The 23,464-nt window shown below is 52.5% G+C and carries 21 protein-coding genes; 7 read left to right on the forward strand and 14 right to left on the reverse strand.

Going from position 1 to position 23,464, the window contains the following annotated elements; all coding sequences use genetic code 11:
• Positions 1-114 precede the first annotated feature (114 nt).
• Complete coding sequence (locus Pla22_RS17175) at positions 115-1,368, forward strand: glycoside hydrolase family 117 protein (protein WP_146516036.1); 1,254 nt, start codon at positions 115-117, stop codon at positions 1,366-1,368.
• A gap of 114 nt (positions 1,369-1,482) precedes the next feature.
• Here Pla22_RS17175 and Pla22_RS17180 read toward each other — a convergent pair whose 3' ends face one another.
• The 4 genes from Pla22_RS17180 to Pla22_RS17195 form a co-directional block, all read right to left on the reverse strand.
• Positions 1,483-3,252, reverse strand: a complete 1,770-nt coding sequence (locus tag Pla22_RS17180) for a serine/threonine-protein kinase (RefSeq protein WP_242632122.1) — start codon at positions 3,250-3,252, stop codon at positions 1,483-1,485.
• Entirely contained in the window at positions 3,203-3,850 is a 648-nt protein-coding gene (locus Pla22_RS17185) for an ECF-type sigma factor (protein ID WP_146516037.1), read from the reverse strand. Before Pla22_RS17185 ends, Pla22_RS17180 begins: the two co-directional genes overlap by 50 nt.
• A 377-nt stretch (positions 3,851-4,227) precedes the next feature.
• Positions 4,228-6,165 carry a hypothetical protein gene (locus Pla22_RS17190; RefSeq protein WP_242632123.1) on the reverse strand — a complete coding sequence of 646 codons (1,938 nt, stop codon included), beginning with the start codon at positions 6,163-6,165 and terminating at the stop codon, positions 4,228-4,230.
• A gap of 51 nt (positions 6,166-6,216) precedes the next feature.
• Positions 6,217-7,179 carry a hypothetical protein gene (locus Pla22_RS17195; RefSeq protein ID WP_207310403.1) on the reverse strand — a complete coding sequence of 321 codons (963 nt, stop codon included), beginning with the start codon at positions 7,177-7,179 and terminating at the stop codon, positions 6,217-6,219.
• A 234-nt stretch (positions 7,180-7,413) separates the two neighbouring features.
• Here Pla22_RS17195 and Pla22_RS17200 point away from each other — a divergent pair, with 234 nt between their 5' ends.
• Positions 7,414-9,117, forward strand: coding sequence for an alkaline phosphatase (locus tag Pla22_RS17200; protein ID WP_146516038.1), 1,704 nt, complete (start codon positions 7,414-7,416; stop codon positions 9,115-9,117).
• A 163-nt stretch (positions 9,118-9,280) separates the two neighbouring features.
• On the opposite strand, the gene Pla22_RS17205 is transcribed toward Pla22_RS17200, so the two are convergent.
• From Pla22_RS17205 to Pla22_RS17215, 3 genes are all read right to left on the reverse strand, one after another.
• Positions 9,281-10,942, reverse strand: a complete 1,662-nt coding sequence (locus Pla22_RS17205; protein WP_242632124.1) for a Na/Pi cotransporter family protein — start codon at positions 10,940-10,942, stop codon at positions 9,281-9,283.
• A 429-nt stretch (positions 10,943-11,371) separates the two neighbouring features.
• Positions 11,372-11,722, reverse strand: a complete 351-nt coding sequence (gene arsC / locus Pla22_RS17210; RefSeq protein WP_146516040.1) for an arsenate reductase (glutaredoxin) — start codon at positions 11,720-11,722, stop codon at positions 11,372-11,374.
• Positions 11,723-12,022: 300 nt separating this feature from the next.
• Positions 12,023-12,532: a lactoylglutathione lyase family protein gene (locus tag Pla22_RS17215; protein ID WP_146516041.1), complete on the reverse strand. Its 510-nt coding sequence runs from the start codon at positions 12,530-12,532 to the stop codon at positions 12,023-12,025.
• A gap of 322 nt (positions 12,533-12,854) precedes the next feature.
• Between Pla22_RS17215 and Pla22_RS17220 the strand changes: the two genes are divergently transcribed.
• Positions 12,855-13,160 carry a hypothetical protein gene (locus tag Pla22_RS17220; RefSeq protein ID WP_146516042.1) on the forward strand — a complete coding sequence of 102 codons (306 nt, stop codon included), beginning with the start codon at positions 12,855-12,857 and terminating at the stop codon, positions 13,158-13,160.
• Between the two features lie 139 nt (positions 13,161-13,299).
• Complete coding sequence (locus Pla22_RS17225) at positions 13,300-14,427, forward strand: metallophosphoesterase (RefSeq protein ID WP_146516043.1); 1,128 nt, start codon at positions 13,300-13,302, stop codon at positions 14,425-14,427.
• Between the two features lie 146 nt (positions 14,428-14,573).
• Here Pla22_RS17225 and Pla22_RS17230 read toward each other — a convergent pair whose 3' ends face one another.
• Entirely contained in the window at positions 14,574-15,788 is a 1,215-nt protein-coding gene (locus Pla22_RS17230) for a hypothetical protein (RefSeq protein ID WP_242632125.1), read from the reverse strand.
• Positions 15,789-15,839: 51 nt separating this feature from the next.
• Positions 15,840-16,460 carry a nitroreductase family protein gene (locus Pla22_RS17235; RefSeq protein WP_242632126.1) on the reverse strand — a complete coding sequence of 207 codons (621 nt, stop codon included), beginning with the start codon at positions 16,458-16,460 and terminating at the stop codon, positions 15,840-15,842.
• A gap of 707 nt (positions 16,461-17,167) precedes the next feature.
• On the opposite strand from Pla22_RS17235, the gene Pla22_RS17240 reads away from it, so the two are divergent.
• Entirely contained in the window at positions 17,168-17,515 is a 348-nt protein-coding gene (locus Pla22_RS17240) for a hypothetical protein (protein WP_146516044.1), read from the forward strand.
• Entirely contained in the window at positions 17,503-17,868 is a 366-nt protein-coding gene (locus Pla22_RS17245; RefSeq protein ID WP_146516587.1) for a dockerin type I domain-containing protein, read from the forward strand. The genes Pla22_RS17240 and Pla22_RS17245 overlap by 13 nt, the downstream gene beginning before the upstream one ends.
• 252 nt (positions 17,869-18,120) lie before the next feature.
• On the opposite strand, the gene Pla22_RS17250 is transcribed toward Pla22_RS17245, so the two are convergent.
• The gene (locus Pla22_RS17250) at positions 18,121-18,441 is read right to left on the reverse strand and encodes a methyltransferase family protein (RefSeq protein WP_146516045.1); all 321 of its coding nucleotides are present in this window, start codon (positions 18,439-18,441) and stop codon (positions 18,121-18,123) included.
• Between the two features lie 263 nt (positions 18,442-18,704).
• Here Pla22_RS17250 and Pla22_RS17255 point away from each other — a divergent pair, with 263 nt between their 5' ends.
• On the forward strand, positions 18,705-19,346 hold the full coding sequence (locus tag Pla22_RS17255; protein ID WP_242632127.1) for a hypothetical protein: 642 nt from the start codon (positions 18,705-18,707) through the stop codon (positions 19,344-19,346).
• 220 nt (positions 19,347-19,566) lie between these two features.
• On the opposite strand, the gene Pla22_RS17260 is transcribed toward Pla22_RS17255, so the two are convergent.
• The 4 genes from Pla22_RS17260 to Pla22_RS17275 all read right to left on the reverse strand — a co-directional run bounded on the left by Pla22_RS17260 (position 19,567) and on the right by Pla22_RS17275 (position 23,169).
• Positions 19,567-20,064 carry a hypothetical protein gene (locus Pla22_RS17260; protein ID WP_146516046.1) on the reverse strand — a complete coding sequence of 166 codons (498 nt, stop codon included), beginning with the start codon at positions 20,062-20,064 and terminating at the stop codon, positions 19,567-19,569.
• 264 nt (positions 20,065-20,328) lie between these two features.
• Positions 20,329-21,555, reverse strand: coding sequence for an NO-inducible flavohemoprotein (gene hmpA, locus Pla22_RS17265; protein WP_146516589.1), 1,227 nt, complete (start codon positions 21,553-21,555; stop codon positions 20,329-20,331).
• A gap of 306 nt (positions 21,556-21,861) precedes the next feature.
• Complete coding sequence (locus tag Pla22_RS17270; RefSeq protein ID WP_146516047.1) at positions 21,862-22,242, reverse strand: GxxExxY protein; 381 nt, start codon at positions 22,240-22,242, stop codon at positions 21,862-21,864.
• 609 nt (positions 22,243-22,851) lie between these two features.
• Positions 22,852-23,169: a cupin domain-containing protein gene (locus tag Pla22_RS17275; protein ID WP_146516048.1), complete on the reverse strand. Its 318-nt coding sequence runs from the start codon at positions 23,167-23,169 to the stop codon at positions 22,852-22,854.
• Positions 23,170-23,464: the final 295 nt, after the last annotated feature.

The raw sequence follows: 23,464 nt of genomic DNA on the forward strand, positions 1-23,464 counted from the left end.
GCTGACGTTATTAACTGCCTGAATACCAGCGATGAACCGTGTCAACTATGATAGAGATCGTTCGCTATTGCGTCGTTTCGCCCCTATTCAATCCTATTTCCTACTTTGGTTTCGATGAAGTATCTCGTTTCGTTTTCCACCATTGGTCTACTGGTCGTGTTTGTTCAGCAGGCTGCCCTGGGCCAAACCGCCTTTCCATTTCATTTGCCGAGCGAAAAGCCTGATCGCGAACTCAGTGCGGCGATGGAACGCATCTATACCGACTATGAAGCTCCGGAGCCGCAAAACAATGAGCTGTTCAGTCAATTCAAGTACACGGCGCTGGAAGGCTTTGACTACAGCAATCACGACGGAACAGTCTCGCGTCGCGATCCATCCAAAATCTTACTGCACGACGGAAAGTACTACGTTTGGTACACGCATCGTAAAACCGAAACACCACCGCAAGGCGCCGACAAGAGTTCCGATACGATTCCATCGACCGACTGGGACCTATCGGAAATATGGTACGCGACATCTACGGATGGTTTCACTTGGGAAGAACAAGGCATCGCGATCAAGCGACCTGAAAAGCCACAGGTCGGTTGGCGTTCTGTGACAACGACGGACATCCTGGAATGGGACGGAAAGTTCTATCTTTACTACCAAGGATTCATGGAAGCCAGCGGCAAGCGAGGCGACGATTGCCCGGTTGCGGTTTCCTACGCGGATTCGCCCGATGGTCCCTGGACTCCCCACAATCAAATCGTGATTCCCAACGGAGCAGAAGGCGAATGGGACCAATACTCAATTCATGATCCCTATCCGCTGGTGCACAACGGAAAGATCTACATCTACTACAAGTCCGACTTTGGAAAGGCACCCGACAAAGTGCGTATGCAAGGTTTGGCGACGGCAAGTCATCCGTTGGGACCATTTACCAAGAGCCCGTTGAATCCCGTCATCACGTCAGGCCATGAAACGTCGTTGTTCCCGTTCCGCAAAGGTGTCGCCGCTCTTGTCTACAAAGACGGTCCCGAACACAACACGATTCAATATGCGGACGATTGGGTCAACTTCAAGATTGCGTCGATCACGGAACTAATGCCTTACGCGGCAGCTCCCTACGTGCCGGATGCATTCACGAACACTCAAGATGGCCGAGGGATCACGTGGGGACTTGCACACTTCATCGGACTCGGTGCCAAGGGCCAATATCACTCGATGCTCGTGCGTTTCGATTGCGATCTTAGTCTCGACGTTCACGATCCAGACATGAAACATCATCGTGTGAACCACAAACCCGATGTTTATTTTCGTCAAGGATTAAGCAAGCGACAACGCGAGCGAATTGGCAGCGAGAACGCGAAGCGAATCCAACAACCTTGAACGCTGAATTGTCGCGAACGACTTGAAGCCCCGAAGTCACGGACACGATCGCCCAGTTAACGAAATCGACTCAACCTGAATCGTGGCGACGCGGCCAGTCTGATGCGTGTCAGGTCAGCGGATGCGAGCATTCTCGATCTCATCGAGCGCTAGGTAGGCGGCCGAGATACTGCCGCCTGAAAGTTTCGTCTTCCAGGTTTCCGAATCGGCGTTAGCGGGACGAATGGCGCGCCAATAGAACCATACCGAGACGACGAATCCGATTATTCCTACCGCCAATGAGATGTAGAGTGGCCCAGAAAGAAGCACCTCGTCAAAACCTAACGCCACGGCAACGGGGATCCACATCAACCACCAAATGAACCCAATGAGCACGCTCGCTCGTAGGTACCCCGACCGCAAACTATCAAGCTTGCTTCGAATTTCGACTACTGACTTCGAGTAGTCGATTTTGCGAATGCGTGTGCAAACGAGTATCGCCTGAGCAATTACCAAAATTCCGTACACGTGCAGAATCCCACCGTTGACCACTCGATGTGGGATCTGAGTGTTTCTGGCCCAGCACTGAGCGCCCAGCGCAATCAACGCGATGCCAACGAGCACTTGAATTAGCTGCCATCGAAACAACGGGCGTAGCGAATCTTCAATTCGATCCATCAATTGACGACGAGTCAGCAATAGACGTCCCGCCAACGCTTGTTGTTCCCAACTCGCGGCCGCCTGCGGATCCTTTGCGTCGTAAGAGCTAGCCTCACCCGAGATCGTTGGTGCTAACGCCGCGTTATGACTCGACGTAATCGACTGAACATCCGACTTGATCTGACTCGCCCGTTGGTAGCGTCGATTGGGTTCCCGCTCGAGAGTCCGCAGCACCACTTCATCAAGCCGCACGTCGATCTGAACCTTCTTTGACGGTGCTTCGAATCGTCCTATGGGAAGTTCGCCGGTCAACATTTCGTAAAACACGACGCCGAGTGAATAGATGTCTGCACGGTGATCAACGCCGTGTGAGCCTTCCATTTGTTCGGGAGCCATGTAGCGCGGGGTTCCCATGATTTGATGCGTGCCGGTGAGAGTATCTTGCTGCCCGCCGCTCCCCAAAATCCGCGAAAGTCCAAAGTCGGCGATCTTAACCGAACCGTCGACGGCAATCAGAATGTTCTCGGGCTTGATATCGCGATGCACAATTCCTTTGTCGTGAGCGTACTGAAGTGCATCGCAAAGATGCGGAACGATCGCCAACGCGTGCTCGGGGTCTAGCTGTCCTGCTTTGACAACATCACGAAGTGTTGACCCATCAACGAACTCCATCAGAAAGTAGTACGTGTCTTCGACGTGTCCGAATTCGAAAACGGGCACGATGTTGGGGTGGGTCAACTTCGCCAACGTTCTCGCTTCTCGAGTGAATCGTAACGCAAACTTGACGTCATGACCGAATTCCTCTGGCAAGATCTTCAGCGCGACTAAACGGTCGAGGCCGGACTGGCGAGCTTTGTAAACGGCGCCCATGCCGCCGGCACCAATCAACTCGATGATTTCTAAGCTTGGGAATAGTTCAGCCATTCGGCCCACGGACGGCGGAACGAACGCGCCTGCGCGCTTGTCGTTTTCGGCGAGTGCTTCGTCGATTGCGACCGCATAGTCCGGGAAACGATCGAGGTAGTCCTGTTTCGCTGGAACCTCCCCACGTCGTCGTCGATAGTCGACATCGAGAACGATTAGCTCAGCCAGCAACACGTCACGCTCGTCCGACGGCATGCCTTCGGGCAAAAAGGCTTCCACGGATGGCGGGTCGTTGGACTGCCAATGGCGTTCGAAATCAGCACAAAGATCGTCAATTCGTTCCAGGGCTGCGATCGGTAGTTTTTTTTGACGAATGCTCATGGGATTCCAATAATTCTTGCTGAAATTTTTCTCGGATTAGGTTCAAACGACGTTCAATCGTTCGCTCAGAGCACCCAAATCGCTGGGCAATTTCAGCATTCGAGTACCCTTCTAACTTGGCACCCGCTAAATCTCGAAGCTGCCCGACACCTAAATGAGAAAAAAACTGCTCCGCCGACTCCTTCATCATCAGGACCATCTCCGGGGATGGATCATCGCCAATCGCCTCGATGATGTCCTGATCCTCTCGCCCTTGGCCCAACGGATGAATCGTAACTCCTCCCCCACGTCGTTGTCGGTGATCGCGTCTGCGTTTGTCGATCACTTTTCGCGCTGCCATTCTCATCAGCAATTGCCATAGATCGTCACGATCGGACAGATCCGGAAAACGTCCATTTTCGGCTGCGACATAGAAACTGTCGAAAACACTCAACACAATGTCTTCTTCATCAGAGACAGCCCGATTCTGTCCGTACAACCGCGCCCGGACGCTGCGGATCAAGCGATTGAAATAGTGCTGCCAAATACGATTCGCTGCGACGGAATCTCCTTCCTTCACCAAGTCAATCCAGTGGCTGACATTCGTGCTTTTGGACATAAGCAAATACCGACCGACGCAATGCGTTGTTAAAGGAAACAGGAACAGAATCAACTGACAATCCTAGCACAAGCGAAGACTCGATCGACCTAAACATCCATCTAGCCATTGGAAACATCGGTGAGCTCCTCGTGCAATTCGAAACTAAGTTTGGCCGGTCAAGCTGCACGCTCAGAGCTGAAATGACCGTTCGCAGCTACCAAGCGGTTCGAATTCGACAAGCTTAAGGAGTCGAAATCTCGGTATGGCTTGCACTGCAAGAAACGTCGCGATGTCCAGCTTTGCATCAGCCACTATTGAGTAGCCAGATCGTGACGCTCGCACGATGCAAGCCCTGCCAATAACGACTGGATACTTCCGATGACTGATGACTGACGCTATTTGCCATTGGCCAATTTTACGTCCTGCGGTTCACTGCCGACGCTTGCGTCTTTAACGACGATTGCATCGGGTGCGTCGATCCCTGCTTTGACGTGAAACGTCTTTCCTTGAGGAGCATGAGGAACGAACGAAGCGCCGTTGACGCGGACGGTGTAGAGAACGTCGCCGCTACTAGCATCCACCAATTGAACCACGGGCGAATCGACGTCAAAGGTGATCTCACCTAATTCGCCCCAAGAAGGTGGATTGTAGTTGTCGAACTGCGAGATCGTCCGAGGCCAACCGGGATACTGCTCTGCCTCGGGATCGCTGATATCAACATTTCGGGGCCAGCATTCCATCGTGATGTCACGCGTCGCTTTGTTGAGACGAACGACGCCGAAGCCAGCGGCACGCGTGTTCAGCAAATTGCCAGCGGGATGTTTCTCTGGGTTGGCGGCTGCGTAGTTGGTGACCTTATTGTTGAAGCCGTCGAGAAGGTCTCCGGTGTACTCAGGACTTCCCGGTTCTCGGTTCTTTCCTGGCTCGATTGGGTCCCACCAGCGAAGATAGAGATTCGCGATCGAAGGAACGCAGAATGACCAGATCGCGTCACGATGTTCATCCACGCCGTGATGGAAGATAGTGGCCAAGTGTTGGTCGCCGGCGTAGTGAAACGCAAACGCCTTACGAAGTCCTTTCAACGCGAGGTTTCGTCCCGTCTGTGGCCAACCATTGGAATCCATGTCGGCGTGCAAGCGTCCATTCGCGTCCCCGTGAATATGAGCGCCGCCACAAAAAATCGTTGCCGAGAGCGCGACCTTCATCTCTGCGTCGTGCCAATCCAAAGCCCAAGCATCAATGAAATCTAACTGACGCTGACCGAGCAAAATTGCACCTTTGACATCGACGCTGGCGGGATCGTACTGCGGGTTTCGGATGTGATCAGGTCGAGGGCCTTGCTTCGGCACTCTGCCAGCCGGCCCTGTCTTGAACTTGCGGTCCTCAAGCACCGCGAAATCAATGTTGCCCCAATTCAAGTTAGTGAAATAGACGCCGATTCCCTGCCCAATTTCATGAGGATCAACAGGGTCGGGAAGGTGACTCGTTTGAGCACGCTCGACTTCCTGAACGTAAATTCCCGGTTGAGAGTAGCCACCATCAGCGGCGCCACTTAGCGTCGAAACCTTTCCGCTCTCTCCCCACAAATTTGGCTGCCCCACGTCGTGGTCATCTGGCAAACACACCGTCGGACAATCTTTGATGATGTCGCCAAAATCTCTTCCAAACTTGAGCCAAGCCGCGTAGTGGCGATGGTGGTCGTAAACTTGGTCACCGGAAAAGAACAACAAATCAGCATCAAGCTTCTTCACGTTGTCGATCAAATCCTGGCGCGAAATGTCGCCGCCGTGGGCCGGTGCAATTGAATTACCAGTGAATCCAGCGACCACAATTTCGTCCTTGTCCACCGGGTTCTTACGAACGGTGCCTTCGTACTTGGCTTCGGCCCCATGCAGGACGCGGTATTTCCATGCTTGAGAGTCATCCCATTTTTCAACACGAAACGGTGCAGTCCAACCGGCTTTCTCCACGTCGGTTCGCGCCACTTCGATCCACTTGCCATTCTTTTCTATCTCGAGTCGAGCAAACTCGTCGTCACCTTCTTCAAGCGGGTACAACTGAGCGGTTAGCTTTAGCGTTTTGTCGTGAACCGTATACAACGCAAAACAGATGACCTCGCTTCGTTCCACTTTGGGAATCGACAAATCGATACGCCCTGGTCGTCGCTTTCCGTTTTGTTGAGCGTGAACCAATGGGCTCGCGAATAGCGAAGCAAAGCAGCACACCAAGATGGCGAACCATGGCACATGCCTTCGCAAACGAAGTCGCTGACCAAGACCCTGGGGGGAGCGCTGCGAGAGTTGTTGAGGAGTGTCGTCAGTGTCTGGTTTCATCGGAAAACTTCGAAGCGAGGGTTGTTTGGAGAATAGATTCATTCGGTTCGCCTATTGATCGTTGGGCGTCGCACCTAGTCTATCGAATTCGCCAGACGGACGTGAACGCCGCCAAATGAAAAACAGAAACAGGGGGATTAAGAAGTGAGGCGCCCGCAACACGGCCTCATGAACGTACTGGTCGGATCCCCAGTAGTTCAGTTCCCATGACATGCCTGCGGCCGGACGTGCGATCGCAGTCAGAAAACCCCACGCTGCGGCATAGAGGGCAAACGGTCGACGCACTTTCGGAACGCAAATTCCAATGCAAACTAGAAAGTCTAGGATCCCCGCCGTTCGCAATATCGTTTGTGATGTTGAATAATCCACTTCAAGGATTAACGTCGTCATCGCGTAAAAGTTCCCCGGCGTTGGCCAGAATCCGAACGCATAGCAACCGTGTCCTGCAAAGGTCATGACCGTCGCGGCGATTGCGGTCAAGACAGTCACCCGGTGTGACGCACCAAGGGCAATTGCAATTACTAAAAGAATGGGGCTTAGCATCTGGCCACCATGCTCGATGAACATTGGCAATTGATATTGTGATCGCACGTAGGCGGCGTAAGCGAGCAAGCCAAGCAGTCCGCTGCCGAGCAACAAACCGATCATTTGGACCCATGACCGCTTTCGCACTGTGATCGTCATCACACAGCAAGCCAAGAAAGCCCACCAAAGGTTTCCCATGCACTGTTGGATGACTCCGTCGTCAGCTCCGGTTCCGACAAAGTCATCCCACGTCAGACCAAATCGCTCCGCAAGCTCCAGCGTGGAATCCTGCCATAGAAGGACGCCCAAAGGGCTTTCCCAATACCAATGAACCCAAGTCCATCCGGCAAAGCACAGGAATGCTCCGATGCGAAGGCACACGATCGCTATCGCAGGGCTACCGTTTTTCGGCTCACCACCTTTTTTCGGCTCACCCCAGCCAAGATGCACCCCGTCGATGGCGAGTGATTGATCGTGTGTGTTGTCCATCAATTTATCAGTCGATGATTCGTCGATCGAAGTGCTGGGAGAGCCATCAACGTCGTTCCGGCCATCTAAAAATAGTTAAGGCAAATTGAAGTGCCATCGAATGCGGGTTCAAACGCACGTATTCCGCCATTGTGGCGTGGGCCTGAACGGCCAATGAAGATTATGATAAACGTTACAAGGAGTTAACGTGGCCTCTCCGCCTTGATTTCCCACCTTTCGATCGAAGCTTAAGTAATGCATCTCTATTTTGGATTCGGGTCATTCTGTTCATTTACCCTCGCGTCTGTGCTATTCCTGGGGGGGTATCGTACAGCTTTAGCCGAGGACTCTGCTGGTGTTCTGCAAGCCGCGTCGGGGCAGCCAACCGATTCCGCTTTTGTGAATGACCCGATCGCAAAGATGCAAGCCGACGCAGTCGCTAGCCGGAAAGCCGACTGGGGTCATTGGGGCCCCGATCGCGAAACGTATTCGAGTTGGACGACACACAGCAATCGATTGATTCCGGTCTACACCTTCGGGATCGACCTCGAATCAGTGGGCGGCCGCAATAGTCTGTACCGCGATTCGAGCGCACTTGAAAAGCTGTACGGCTTCCTTCCTGACCAAACCGTTAATCCCGATGCGGAGTACTTTGACCAGACCGATGTCTATCGACTGCAAAGATCGGCAATCGAGTCGGGCAAGAAACGCGTGATCCTATTCGTGTTCGACGGAATGGATTGGGATACCACTCGCGTCGCTGCGATCACAAAGACCGGCAGGATCTACCACGAAGGTCGCGGCGAAGGTTTGAGCTTCCTGGATTACCGAGGCACCAAAACGGACTATGGCTATTGCGTGACCAGCCCTCGCGTCGATGGCACCAATGTGAGTGTTGATAAGCAGACCGTGATTAATCCCGAGGGAACCATTCGCGGCGGCTACGACCCGGCTTTGGGTGGGCAAGCCCCCTGGCTTTCCATCGCGGATCCCAACTATCCGATCGGCAAGAGTAGCGTGACTAAGCATGCCTATGCCGAATCGTCTGCGACCGCGACTTCACTGACATGCGGAATCAAAACGTACAACGATGCAATGAACGTAGATTTCATGGGGCGCGAGGCTCTGCCAATTGCAAGAACTCTACAGGACGAAGGATTCGCGATTGGCGTGGTCAGCAGCGTACCGATCAGCCACGCAACACCAGGGTGCGCCTACGCGAACAACGTGCATCGCAACGACTATCAAGACTTAACGCGTGACTTGATCGGTCGCCCGTCAATCTATCACCCCGGTGGGCTGTCTGGCGTCGACGTGCTCATTGGTGGCGGATGGGGTGTCGACAAGGACACCGACGCCGCCCAGGGAAAGAACTATGTCCCCGGAAACAAGTACATCGCCGCAGACGATCTCGCTGCGATCGACGTCGAGAATGGCGGAAAGTACGTTGTCGCTCAGCGAACCGCTGGCGTCGCCGGCACTGAAGTGCTCGCTAACGCTGTTGAACTCGCCAAGACAAATCGCAATCGATTGTTTGGCTACTTTGGTGTTCAAGGCGGACACTTGCCCTATCAAACAGCCGATGGCAACTACAACCCCGTCGATAGCATCGGTAATCCCAGTTCGGCCAAAGCGGAAGTTTACAGCGAAGCTGATTTGGTTGAAAACGTTAAGCTCAAAGACATGGCACTAGCCGCGGTCGAGGTGCTCGATTCGCGCTCAGATAGTTGGTGGTTGATGGTGGAAAGTGGCGACGTCGACTGGGCGAACCACTCCAACAACATTGACAACTCAATTGGCGCCGTGCATAGCGGCGATGATGCCTTTGCGGCAATCGTCGCCTGGATCGAACAGCATGGTGGTTGGGACGACACAGCCTTAATCTTGACGGCTGATCATGGTCATTACTTCAACCTCGATCAGCCCGAGACGTTCTTGGAAGCCGTGAAAAAGAAGTGAAACGTTGGAAGCCAACGTTGATTTCTTGCTGTGATCCTATCGCCTACATATACAACGTCGTCAACCAATCGTTCGCGACGATTCTGTGTCCGTGAAGGTGTGCGATGCCGCGACGGAAAATGACTGGACGGGGAATCAAGGCTGACTGCAAATTGCCAACTTGCTATTTTTCGCGAGAGATCGTCTCAGCGATATTGTGCGCGTGATCGCGAACTCGAACATAGGCATTTAGCGCAGCCAAGAACGCAACGCTGACCACCGGTGGCATCGGACCGGTGGAAAGTTCTTCCAAGTGCTTTCGTCGAAGCGATTTCACTTCGTCTCGAATGCGTTTGGCGGCCGCACCTGTGGATGCGGATACGTTTCGATTGTTCTTCGCCAAACATTCGTGCACCGATGCGACGTACTCGGCAATGTGACGATTGAGTTGCCCCAAGTCTTCTCGCTGAGATTCGGTAAAGCGGAACCCATCGCGGCGAAGTTTGCGGTCGAACTTGTCGAGATTGGCAATGTAATCGCTAATCGATTCGTACTCATCGGCAAGTCGCAATTGAAGTCTCGCCTCTTCGGCAGTCGAGTGCGAAACGTTGCCCGATGACAACAGTCCGGTGATAAACTCAGCGACCTCGTCTTGAACACTGTCGAGTACCCGCTCACGTTGCTTCAAGCGGTCGGCGAGTGCCTTGTCCGGTTGCTCCTCATTCATCAACTGCAGCAACCAATCCAACATTTTCAAACAACCATCGCCCATCTTCAGGACTTCTCGCCGCGACTGCTCGATTGCCAACAATGGTGTTTCAAGGATCAACACATCAAGGTCAGTCAACTTCGGCTTTTCCTTGTATGATCGCCCGGGAACGATCCATTCCAAAAATCGAACCATTGGCGTCGCAAACGGAAGAAACAGAAGCGTGTTGGCCACGTTGAACACACTATGGGTCGCTGCGATTGCCGCGACAACGTTGGGAAACGTTGCACTGCCGTCCACCATCACGGCCTCGGCCACATCAACACCGATGATGGATTGGATCAGCCGTATGTACCATTGGAAGATGAGCGTGATCCAAAGCACACCGAAGAGGTTAAAGATCACGTGGAAGTAAGCGGCGCGTCGAGCATGCGTCGTTGTGCCAAGTGACGCGAGGAAAGCCGTGATCGTGGTTCCGATGTTCTCGCCGAGCACCAGTGCCGCAGCCGTGGGATAAGAAATCACACCCTGAGTCGCCAACGAGATTGTGATTCCCAAAGTCGCCGATGAAGACTGAACAAGCGTCGTCAACACACAGCCAACGGCAGCACACTTAAGCACGCCCCAGTAGTTGTCAGCATTGAACTTTGCGAACCAAGCTTCGAAGTCCGGGACTTCCTTGATCACTGAGCACGCGTCCTTCATGATTTCCAACCCAAAGAAAACCATCCCGACGCCCATCAGGAACATTGCCCAATAGCGCCAGCGTTCTCCTTTGGAAAACAGATACGCGAATGCGGAAAAACCCAGCAGGGGCAGCCCGTACTTTCCGACCTTAAGCACCAAGATCCAGCCGGTAATGGTGGTACCAATGTTGGCACCCATGATTACCCCAATCCCTTGAGCCAGCCCCATCACACCGCTGTTCACAAATCCCACCACCATCACGGTAGTGATCGAGCTCGACTGAACGATGCAGGTCACCACCACGCCGACAGTTGCGGCCAAAATCCGATTATTCGTGACGGCACCGATCAGTCGTCGCAAGCTGGCGCCGGCTACCGCTTGCATACCGTCCGACATGTTTTTCATGCCTAACAGGAAGATCCCCAACCCGCCAGCGAGCGTAAAAACCATTTCAATCAACGAGGAAAAGGCCACGATACTGACAATCAATGCTGGAGAAGAACGGTTAAGATTCGGTGAAGGCCAGCCAGTGTAAAACCGCAGAACGGTTTTGGCAACGAAGTGCCGCGGCCCCCAAACCCCCGTACTTTTAATCTTCAATTCAGACGCAATGTGGCTCCCGTCGCGTCCGGCAGACCGTTTGTCGAACAGGTAATCACGTAAAAACCGCGTCAGAGCCTGGAAAACTTCACCTTGCCGGGCACTCGAGTATTTCAAACATTTCCAGACAATTCGATCGCGAATCCGAAATATCCATCGTCGCGGCTAATCTGGTAAGCCAAGTCGCCCTGTGTGAGCTTCACGGATTCAAACGCCAAGATTCGGCAGTTGTGACTTGGACGTCCGGGTGAGTAGCCCTGGTTTTCCGATTCGAACGAACTAGTTCTTGAGCAGTTCGACAATGTTCTCGAGCGGGCGGCCGATTGCAGCTTTGCCCTTATGAACCACAATCGGTCGCTCCATCAATTTGGGATGAGCAACGAGTAGTGCCATCCAATCTTTGTCCGTCAATTTCTGGTCATCAAGATTCAATTCTTTAAAGACCTTCTCACCTTTGCGAACCAATTGTTCCGGCGCGATGCCGAGCATTGCGAGGATCTTGGCGAGTTCCTTTTCACTCGGAGGCGTTTCTAAATACTTCACTATCTCAAACTGCATCTCTCGAGAATCAAGCAACTCCACTGCAGCGCGAGATTTCGAGCAACGTGGATTATGAAAGACAGTGGTCATGGATTTATCGAAAACGATTTGCAGATGGATTCACCGATTGGTACCGCACTCGCATCGCGCGAATGTACGAGTCCAGATTGTAGCACTAGCACACGCACTTTCGAGGGCATTGCTCAATCGGACAGGATTCTACATCGTTGGCTAGCACGCTGCTTCCAGTCGACTCGGCATCAACGAAGACTTCGCATTTGGGGAATCTGCTGGACATTCAAATTTGGACGTTCGCGTCTCACCGATCTACGGCGGTTTCTAGCATTGGCCTGACTGAAACCGCGATCACTAGATGCATTGCGAAACGTTTCACTTGGTGGAATCACCGCTATACGCACCGGAGGAATATGTCAGTTCGTAGCTGTGCGAATAGATCTCGATCAAGTTACCACAGGGGTCTTCACAGTAGACCATTCGATAAGGCTTTTCGCCGGGATAGTATTCGCGAACTGGCATTCGCTGTTTTCCGCCATGCTTCACGATCTTAGCCGCCAATCCTTCGACATCGGGATCTTGCACGCAGAAATGGAAGATTCCAGTCTTCCAGTACTCGAAGTTATTCTCACGACGCTCGGCGTCCTTGAACTCAAAGATTTCGACTCCGATCTTATCGCCAGTCGACATGTGAGCGATGCGGAACCGTTCCCAACCTTCGCCAAAAACATCCGTGCACATGATCCCGATGGCGGAATCGTCGGCAACGATCTCGGTGGGCGGCATGATCACGTACCAGCCTAGTACTTCAGAATAGAACGAGACGGCTTGGTCTAGGTCAGTCACCGACAGACCCAAGTGAGAAAATGTTCGTGGGTAAACCATGATGAGAGCATCCGAAAATTATGAATAGGACAAGAACGATTGTCGTCAAACCGCCTGAAGGTTCACTAAATCCTGAAGGTTCACTAGATCGACGGGCCAGCGAACCGTTTAGAAATGCGACTTCAAGACAAACGTCCGCATCGTAACTCACGTGTAAATAGTGGTTCACGTTGGGGATCTAGGTTGTTTGCGACCAATAAGTTGCCCCGCATGAGGAGCGATGGTCGCTCGATAACGCATTCTCGCGTCTCGACTCGTATCCCGCAGAACTGCATTACGATACAGTTCGTAGTCCCATCGCAGTTCATTCGCCGAGGAAAACATGGCAAAAGTCGATCAAGCAAGCCCGAAAAAAGAGAAGCCCGCGGCGGATTCAGACCACACAGAACGAATCAAGTCCCAGATTTTGGAGAAAACAGGCACACCCCCACGTTTGCATCATGTTGAAGTGAATCAGCATCACAACGGCAATTATCGAGTTAACCTTTGGGAAAAGCTGGAACCAACCGGCGACTCCGCCTACACGACGCTCGTTCGTATTGGGGCTTCGTTCTACTTGAAGGTTTCTGATGAAGGCGAAATCATTCATAGCAATCCACCTTTGACTAAACTGCAATTCAAAGCCTGAGCTTTCGCTCTTTAAAGAACAACGGTGACCATCGCTAACGGTGACCATCGCCAACAAAGTTCGCAAGTTGTAGTGTCGTAGCCAAACACATTTGTAGCCGCCGATGACCGAGCAACGATCAACGAGGTCGCAGCCATCCATGAAACGAATTCTTGGGGTCCTACTGTTTGCTGTAGGCATGCAGCTTCCAACCTACGCCGAGATTACTCGGATCTGGTTGACGCATCGAACCAATGTCCCAGATAGCATCGTGGTCAATTGGGAAAGTGATTTGCCAGGAACTTCGGAGGTTCAGTTTGGACCAACCGCGGACTATGGCAAGCGTGTTACCAGCGATGACGAAACGTCGCTCCATCACGTCGAGATACCTGTCGATAGTCGAGACGGGGTGATCCACTACCGTGTCAAAACGGGTGACCAGCGTTCTGCCGATGCAGTCTTCAAGACGTATCCCACTAACGAACTGCGGATCGCAGTGATTGCCGACTGGCAGGGACGACCTGACCTAAAGTCAATCCGTGATGACGACGTGCATCTCATCGCGACCGCCGGCGACAACATCACGTCCTTATGGAGCAAGTGCGGCAATGATAACCACGATTGTATCGTTCCCTACCTTGAACTGATCGACGCCTATCCGGATCTCTTTCGTTCGACGCCTTTGATGCCTGTGCTGGGAAACCACGATCGCGAAATTCGACCGCGTGGCACGCATGCTCCTGACGTCCCGGTTTATGATGTCGATGCGAAGGCGTTTCGACGCTTTTTTGAACTTCCCGACCAAGAATGGAAATGGCAATTCGCGTTTCCCGACTTTGGACTGCGTCTTGTCGGTCTGGATCTTAGTCACATTTTGGACTCGGGAACAACCTGGCAAACCTGCCATGCTTACGGCGACGACTCGGAACAATTTCGTTGGTATCAGTCGCTACCCACTGCCAATGATGAGTTCATGGTAACTCTGTACAACGAGCAGAATTCGAATATACGCAGAAAAGCCGACAACAAATGGCACGACCTATTCCGCCGTGGTACGTGCTGCATCAGCGGATTTGGCTACTTCGCGGAACGAGCTGTGGTTGACGACTTCACTTATTACAACACGTCTCTGAGTGGAAAAGGCGATCAGTATCCTGATCCCGACTCCGAATTTTTGGCGAGCGAAGACAACTACATTCTCTTGTCAGTCCAGCGACACGGCGGGATGACCGTCAACATCAAGACTCTGGATGGAACCGTCATTGATTCGATGCACTTCGATCGCTGATAGTTCAACGTTGAAGGTTGACTGTCAAACATCGAATGCTTCAAACTTGCGGGTGGACCGATGGAGCGATGCAAGGTCAGTCCTGCTTCGCCGCAACATTGCGAAGGTTCGCCAACTCTTGGATTTCGATCGGGTTGAGAGCTCGATCAAACACCGCTACTCCGCCAATCCACCCGGTAAAACCAACGCTGCGTGCACTGTGAATAAACTCGACCAATCGTGAACGGTCCACCGCTTTCGGCATCTTTGGGCGAGTAGATCCCGTGGGGATACCACCACGGATTGAGTCGCAACGCAATCAAGTCGCGACCAACTTCCGAGTACGCCCCGTCGACATTCTCGCGAAGCGTGACTTTGACTTTGGTGTAACGGTACTCTCGCATTTCAACGCGCTCGCCTTTTGATTGACGAAGTACTTCCACGGACACCGGTTCCTTCTCGGGCGGGTTGTAGTACTGGTCCGCTGGGAAGCTTTCATCCTCGTCCGCTTGCTTACCATCGACTCGATGGAAGTAGCCCTGCATGTATGCGTTGCGAGCGTAAGAAATCAGAGAATCTGCTTCGAGGTGCTCCAGCCATCGGTCACCGGAGACTCCATTGAGCCAACCCGTCAATTCATCGTTGTTGTGATCCAACGTCATCGCGAAACACTGCCACGACGTAGCCAATTCATTCGCCGGTAATTCTGCGGACACCGCTGGGGCGACTGGCAATGAATTGCATTTGTGCAACGCGTACTTGTTCAAAAAGGAGCTCGCCCCATTTTCCGAAACATGACCGCACGCGCTACCCGGTTTGTTCAATCCAGCGAACAAAGCGTACTGGCGCTGCCCTCGTTCAACTTTTAGCTTGCCTGTGGTCGCAGCACTCTTCAGATCAGTGCCCTCATGCCAAATTCCAGCAAGGGCGTGGTTACCACTCTCTCGAATTGCCCATACGACAACTGTCACCGACTTGTCTTGCCCCTTGATATCCAGTGGGGTGTCATGGATGCGTGATCGAGGGACAAGAAGAAAAGGCCGAAAGCTTGGATCCGTTTCGTCGCGGATTCGTATCGCTTGTCCAAACGGCCCGTCATTCAAGAGGGGGAAGTCGGAATAGGTTGCTTCGCGTCCCTCACCCCAATAATCCCGTACGTAATTCGACGCATCTAGCGGATAGTCAGTGGCGGAACCCTGTGGAACGTGAGCAGTAAATCTTCGTTCGCCCTCAGACTCGCGTTTCTGAAAGTCCCAGAACGCAACCAGGCCAGGAGTGTTGGTGACCACATCACGGCGTGTTTGCGCTTCGTCCGCGCGCACACGAGCGAATGACAAAAGGCAAGTTGCCCAAAGAACGATGACGATATCTCGACGCGACATCTTGGATTCCTGGCGATAGACAAAGCAGTGTGAGTAACAAAACTCGGCAGATCAAAAACCGTTCTCAAAAACGACGTCGCCGAGCGGCAATTGTCCGGGCTTAGGCCAGGCCTCCTTGGTGCCTTTTCCGATGGCAACCATTGGTCCCATCACATAGTCGGCGGGAAGGTTGATCAACTGAGCAACCTTCTCGATGTCGAAGCCGATCATTGGGCACGATTGATATCCCATTCCTTGCGCGGCCAACATCATGGTTTGCATGGCCATCCCGATGGAACGTTGAGCTTCATCGCGCTGTAGCCACTCGCGACCTTCGTGAAAGGGGCCCATCCAGTTGACCAACATCTCGGCGACCTCTTTCGGTGCGTTAGAAAAGTAGCGAGAAGGCTCCTTGTTCCATGCTTTCATGTCGGCTGTGAATAGCACCAACAAGGAAGCGTCAGTCATCTGAGCTTGGTCGTTGCCAAACTCCTTGCGAATTTTCGAACGTAGTTCTGGATCACGAAGGATCACGAAACGCCAGTGTTGAATATTGAAGCTAGTGGGAGCTTGAATGGTCGCTTCAAGCAGTTCCGTTTCCTCAGCATCGGTCATCCGGTGTTCGGCATCGAATTGCTTGATTGCTCGGCGGTTGTAGATAGCGTCGATAACTTGCATTGGAGTCTCATTCATTGGGAAGCGATTGGGCGTTCATAGAGTACTGCGCGCTCATAAAGAACCGGGCGCTCATAGAGCACTGCGCGCTCATAAAGTAACCAGTGCTGCCGACCATACCAGACCTTCCTTCAGCACCCTACAGGCATACTCACCTAGCACCATCAGACCTAGGCAAACGTACGCTACCAAGTTTGATAGACGATAAGAACCGCCTGAACAGCATGGAGTTTGGCGAAAGCAATCAACCTGATTGCATTTGTGACGCCAATTTCAAACGTCTGCGTTTTAGTTGGGGGCTGCTATCTCAGCGAGTCGAGATTCGGACATTCATCTGACATCAATCCAAAATCAAATGTTTAGAAGCAACGTTCACCTCCACGACCACGACCAAACGATTAAGCCAAGAGTGTCCGAGCAAGAACTTATCGCTCGATCGATTTGGCTCACGTCCCTCTCGCTAAAGATCATGGCAACGTTTCCGTCGATGCATGCTGACTCAAGATGCTAGGTGCATATTCGGTCGCCATAATTAGCACGACACTGATTAAGCGTATCAATAACGCGGGCAGTGTACATCGGGCCACCGTACGGTCACGGGGGCGAGTTCTTTATACTCTCAATGGGTGGTGAGGATTGCCGCCCTCTTTCGTTCGTTCGCTTGCGCGCCAAAGATTTTCAATGTGGAAGATTGCTGGCGAGGCATTAGCTTTCCTGGCTTTCTTATGTCCAACAGCTTAGCTAGTCGTTTTGGCCCCAGTCCTTCGCTTTTACCCCGCCCGCAAAGGAAAGTCCGCAAGCCAAGTAAGCGCCGCGACAAACGGGTGACGCTTAGGGCAGAGTTGCTCGAAGATCGACGATTATTGGCTGTCGTATCCGAAATGGAGCCTAACGATCAGCTCGCCGAAGCGACTCCGGTGCAACTAGAAACCGCGTTTGATCCACGAATCCTTTCCGCGCAAGTTGCTGGCACGATGACCAGTGCCGACGACGTAGACAACTTCACGTTCTCTGCCATTGCAGGCGATACCGTCATCGTCAGCGCCGACGACTTGATCGCGTGTTTGAAGTAACGACAGACACACCTTGGCAAAACCCGGTTCGCGTCACGGACGTGAATCGGGACGGAAAGTCAACTGCGATCGATGCTTTGCGAATCATCAATCAACTTGCGCGAACTAGGTCGGATCGGCTTCCTGACGCCACTAGAATTGCTGGAGAAGACCATCAGTATTTCGATGTGACTGGCGATGGCAGATTGACAGCGCTCGACGCACTTCGAGTCATCAACCAAGTGTTCCGAGAACACAATGCCCCACTTCCTTTGGAATCAGAGCATACTGCAACCATTTTGCCACCTATCGAGGCGGTCGACCACATTTTTGCCGATGATGAATCCGAGTATGATTTAGTGAACCTGTTCTGAGTGGCGGCAGGATCTCGCGTTCGACTTGATTATCTCTTGGAGCGGTTACTGCGACAGCCGCGATCAAGTATGAATTGACTGTTTCGCGTAGTAGCCGTTGAACTCGCAACGAGTGAGTTGTCGGTGTAGGGCAGACGTGATGTGGGAGCGTGGATTTGGTATCACCAGACGGTAACTAGACTGTGACAAGACGGGCACACCAAATCGAAAAGCGCCTTAACTTCCCGATCCATTCGCGTGAGTTGGATCAGTTCACGTCTTGGTTTCTGATTCACAGATCGTAGGCAAAGTTGGAATCCACAGACGCACGCGGCGTCGATAGTCCGCGTAGCTGTCGCCAAATCTCTGCTGCAGATCATTCTCTTCAACAGGTCGGACCAACCAATGCCAGACAAACGCTCCGGCGACAGCATAACTAACGACGACATAGCTTCCGAAAAACCAGCCGACAGCGATCCCTTGTATGATGCCAGCCAATGCCATCGGATTACGAACAAATCGGTAAGGTCCAGCAATCACTAGCTTCGGTGCGGTCGCAGTCGGCAACGGTGTCCCATCACCAAAAAAGGCCATCGACGCTTATGACGCGATGAGTAGCGGTCAAAGCAAATCTAAATTTAGTGAAAACGTAGTTGGTACCGTTCTGCCAAGAGTCGGCGGGACAGAAACCTTCATCGCGCTGCCGCGATTGGAAATCTTCTTTTCTCGTGCGCAGTGGGTTTGTGGCAACGGGCTCTTGACGACGTATGGACGATTTACACGCACGATCGCGATTTTCAACAGTTCTCTTGTGCTTGGTCGTTTTGGTCGTAGCGAGTGTTCTGGTAGGCTGGTTCATGCCCGGTTTCTACGCTTGGACTGATTCCGACCAAAGCCGGCCTTCTCCGCTACTTTGGAAAGTGCCACTGTGGGTGGCGATTGCTTCGGTCGCATTCTGCGCCGCGTTGCCGTGGTTGCCTGTCAATGCATCGACAGTAGGTGCATCGTCACGGCAAGCGATACGTTTTTCGTTACGGTCACTGTTGGCCGTTACCGCCGGCGTAGCGATCGCAATCGCGTTGATCGCGGTGTTCCCGATCGTGTTTAGTGGGCTGACATGCGCCGCTGCATACGTTTACTTGATCGCGTTCTGCCTACGAAACCGGCAACATCGCACTGCAGGATTCGCACTGATTGCCTGCATGATTTTTCCGTACGGTTGGGTAGTCAGCTATGAAGAGTTGGACCGCATCTTGCCTACGCTGGCGATCTTGCTCGCGGGCATGCCGACATTTGTTCCCGCAGCTCTGATAGGTCAGCTTTTCGGACAGCATTTCCAAGATTCACAGTGGGTGGCGTACTTACTGACAGCGGCAGAGATCTTTGTAGGAATTTGGATGATGCGACTAGGTCCCAAACGAACAATTGCCTATCTACTGTTTGTCATGCAGATATCAGCATTAAGTTCACTCGCTTTCTACATGATGTGCATCGCATAGAATTCTGCAAATGCGGACCGCAATAGGCACTGCCAAGGGTAGACGATCAAGTATTCGGGTCGACCATCTCAACAACAACAACAACAACTGCGGATTGCTCAGAACAGAGCGGAAGGATGTGGGAACTGTGGCTCTTCGTTCCAACCGTTCCTGCCCTCGTCATTGAGGACTCGTGAGACACAAAGGATCGGCCTGCGCGAACTGGCGTTGTGGTCGCAGGTCAGTGAGCCGTATGCCATTCGGCGCAAGTATCCACGACTGTCGAACCCACTTCGAGAGTTTGTGAAATACTCGCTACCTGCAACTCGATCCAGTCCTGAAGATCGTTGTGAACAATCATCCTCACATCGCTCACACCTCGCAGAGTGTACTGACACGTCTTACCAATCAAGTACCAACGCTTCGGTTCGACGTGACAATCTTGGTACGGGAACAGCAGCGGCGGATGAAAAAGCGAGAAGGGCGGCGTTAACTGCAAACGGATTCCTTCCTGAGTCACGCTGACCGTAGCGATGCCCTTATAGGAATTCCAGCCGATATCTCCTGCCACCAGGATGACTGTCTGCATCGTCCGCTTCGCGAAGCAGTTCGATTCGTCTCGTGTGCGATACGCCCTAGCCAAGCGGGTCCAGCGGCGAGCGTTTAGTTTCCACATCACACACAGAATGCCGATCGGCAAGCTGTAACTGAACAATTGAAGTACCAAGTTTCCCATCATGCATCACTCTTTGCCGCAACAGCCGTTTGGTATCGTCTCGATAATTTGGCTGCCAGTAGACGGTTAATTGCAAACGATCGGCGCAATCGCTTTAATCGCGATGAACCAACACCCGTAACCATCGCGAGTCGGTACCATTCAGAAATCTAGATTGCGTTTGGGCCTCAAGCCGCACTCATTTTCGCTTTCCTGCATACGTATCGCTTTTTGACGGAAACGCCGAGCATGTTCTGGCGATCAAAATACGCGGCCAACTTCAGCGTGTCAGACCGCAACCAACTCTTCTTTGGGGCCAAAGAACTCATAGCGAACCCGGTGCTCATCGACTCCGAGTTCTTGGAGAAACGAGTGGATGTTCTTCATGAATGGCTTGGGGCCGCAAAAATAGAAGTCTGCATCGGCATACGGCGTCCACGTTCGAATCATCTCCGTCGTCACGAAGCCCGTGTCGTCGCATTTGCCTTCGTCAAGATCGCCGGGAAGCGGTGAATCGTATAGGACCTTGATGTGGACGTTGGTTCCGATGCGTGCGAGAGAACGAAGTTCGTCGGCGAATGCATGTACAGCGCTATTACGAGCGGCTTGAAGGAAGTAAACCTGAGCGTCAGGATTGGCATGGACAATCGACTTCGCCATCGACAACAGTGGTGTCACACCGATCCCTCCCGCAATCAAGACGATTGATCTTTCAACAGCATTTGGATCGACAGTGAACTCACCACACGGAGGACCAAGTTCAATGCGGTGCCCTTCTTCGATGCCATCATGTAGATGATTGGAAATCAATCCATCGGGCGCGTCGGCAGCTAATCGTTCTTCACGTTTGACGCTAATTCGGTAGTGCGGTTGGCTAGCACAATCTGACAAGCTGTAGTTGCGCGGCGACGTCGGCGTGTGCGGGTGATCAATGTGGACCGTGATGTACTGACCAGGCTTGAACGGTGGCAATGGACCTTCGTCTTCAGGTTTCAGGTAGAACGATGTAACAATATCGCTTTCAGGAATCTTCTTCGTCACGACAAACGTGCGAGTTCCATTCCATCCGCCTGGTACGGAAGCTTGCTCGTCGTAGATCGCACCTTCACGACCGATAAAGATACTGGCCAAGAAGCCGTAAGCTTCGGAAACGGCTTCAACGATATCCGGTGTCGCCGCGTCACCCATGACGTCGCCGATCGCGGCGAGCAGATTGCTTCCCACGATCGGATAGTGCTCTGGCTTGATTCCTAATGAAACATGCTTTTGAGCGATCAATTCCACTGCCGGCATTAACACGGCTGGGTTGTCGATATGGGTGAAGTAGGCGCATATCGCACCCGCAAGAGCCTTTTGCTGACCACCGGTGTGCTGGTGAGCTTGGTTGAAAAATGCCTTCACTTCCGGATTAGCCTCGAACATTCGTTCGTAGAACCGACGGGTGATCGTTTCTGCATTCGCAGCGACCAAGGGAGTGATCTCTTTGACAATCCGAATCGTCTTTTCGCTCAGCATGGGCATGAATCTTCTCAAGGGAACGCTACGTGGGAAGTGTCAGACGGACGTCAGAAACGCCGCCTCAATACAATCACCAAAAGGTATACAATTCATCGTGCATGTCAAGGTGCATGTTTTGCGATGGCATTGCATTTGTCGAAACGCAGTTCAGCGATGGGCGAACGCGGACGTTGAGCGTACCGGTCGCGACTTACCCTTCGTGAAAGTGCAATCCAGAGGGATCACACCTGACGCATACGCCGCGACGAAGCTTTCGCAGGCGGAAGCAGAGAGCGATGTTGATGCTGTTCCGCGAGTGCAAACCTACAAACGATTCACGACACGATGAAAACCATCTTTCAACATTCTTTCGCCGAAGTTAATGACTAAACCAAGTTTCAGCTCCATCAGTCTCAAGTATGTGAGTACTTGCGCGGCGAAGACGTCATTGTACTTCGATGCGGCTTTGCACTCGATCACAACGAGATCGTTGAGCAGAAGGTCCAACTTCAATGGTGTCGAAAGCCGGTTCCCTTTGTAGATGATCGGCACGAGCGTTTGTCGTTTCACATCAAGGCCAGCACGTTCTAGTTCCCACGCCAACGCTTCCTCGTAGACGCTTTCGAGCAGACCAGGCCCACCGAGCGTTCGATGAACTTCAATCGACGCATTCAGGACAATCTTGCTGATGTCATTTTCATGCATGGAATGACCTACGACAGAGAGAATGAATAGTAGCACTACCTTACATCATTTCGTCACAGATGGGCTTAGACGAAAGAGGTTTGCGGCGGCAAGGAGTTCCGGAAAGTTAGTGGAGGGAGTTTGACGCAGAGACGGGGAGGCAGAGAGACGCAGAGTTTGAAGAAAGCGAGAGATATGATGTCACTGATGTTTCTTCCTTTGCGTCTCCCCGCCTCTTGCGACTCTGCGTCAGCTTCTTTTGTCTGACGATAGGGCTTTTGTTGAGCACGGGCGAAGAGGTTTGACGCAGAGACGGGGAGGCGGAGAGACGCAGAGTTTGAAGGGGATAAGGATGTATTGGTTGTCAAATATTTTCCTTTGCGTCTCCCCGTCTCTTGCGTCTCTGCGTCAGCTTCTTTTGTCTGACGATAGGGCTTCTGTTGAGCAGGGGCGAAGAGGTTTGACGCAGAGACGGGGAGGCGGAGAGACGCAGAGTTTGAAGAAAGCGAGAGATATGATGTCACTGATGTTTCTTCCTTTGCGTCTCTCCGTCTCTTGCGACTCTGCGTCAGCTTCTTTTCTCTGGCGTGGTCAACGCTTCGTGGACGAGTTTGTTCTTGGTCGTTCGTCTCAGTTTGCTTTCGTCACCAGCATGATGGAATCCTCGATCGCAGTCAGGCTGTGCAATTCTTCCGGGGGCAGGAACAACATTGTTCCTGGTGTCATCGTGTGCGTGGTGCCCATGGCTGTGAATTCGACCTTGCCAGACACACACTGAACGGTGATGTCCTTCGCGGCCTTGTGCTCTGGAATTGCTTTACCCGCCGGTAGCACCAATCGCATGACGTTCATGGGACCCGTTTGCACCAACAATTTCGGTTTTGGCTGACCGTCACCGGTAACATCATGGAGGTCAATCAATTGGCCGGCTGAAATCGTGTTGTTCATTGTGAGTTGCCTTTTCGAAGTAAATGTCTTCTTGATTCATTCGCACCAGTACAGCCTAACCTAATGTGCATGCCGGTGTGTAGGTTTGGCAGGACTTTCGTTCTGTGGTGAAGTGTCACATCGCGGCACACTGCCGCCTGGGCTGGCATATTGCACCATTGTCGTCCCGGGATCAAAGGCTCGCGACTCGTCAACAATGGCGGCATCGCGAACCAGTTAACCATCAACAACTATTGACTCACGGACCCATAGCTGTACAATACAGCTAATGAATTTGTCAGCACACAAAGCTACG

The organism is Rubripirellula amarantea (assembly GCF_007859865.1).
Classification (GTDB): Bacteria; Planctomycetota; Planctomycetia; order Pirellulales; family Pirellulaceae; genus Rubripirellula; species Rubripirellula amarantea.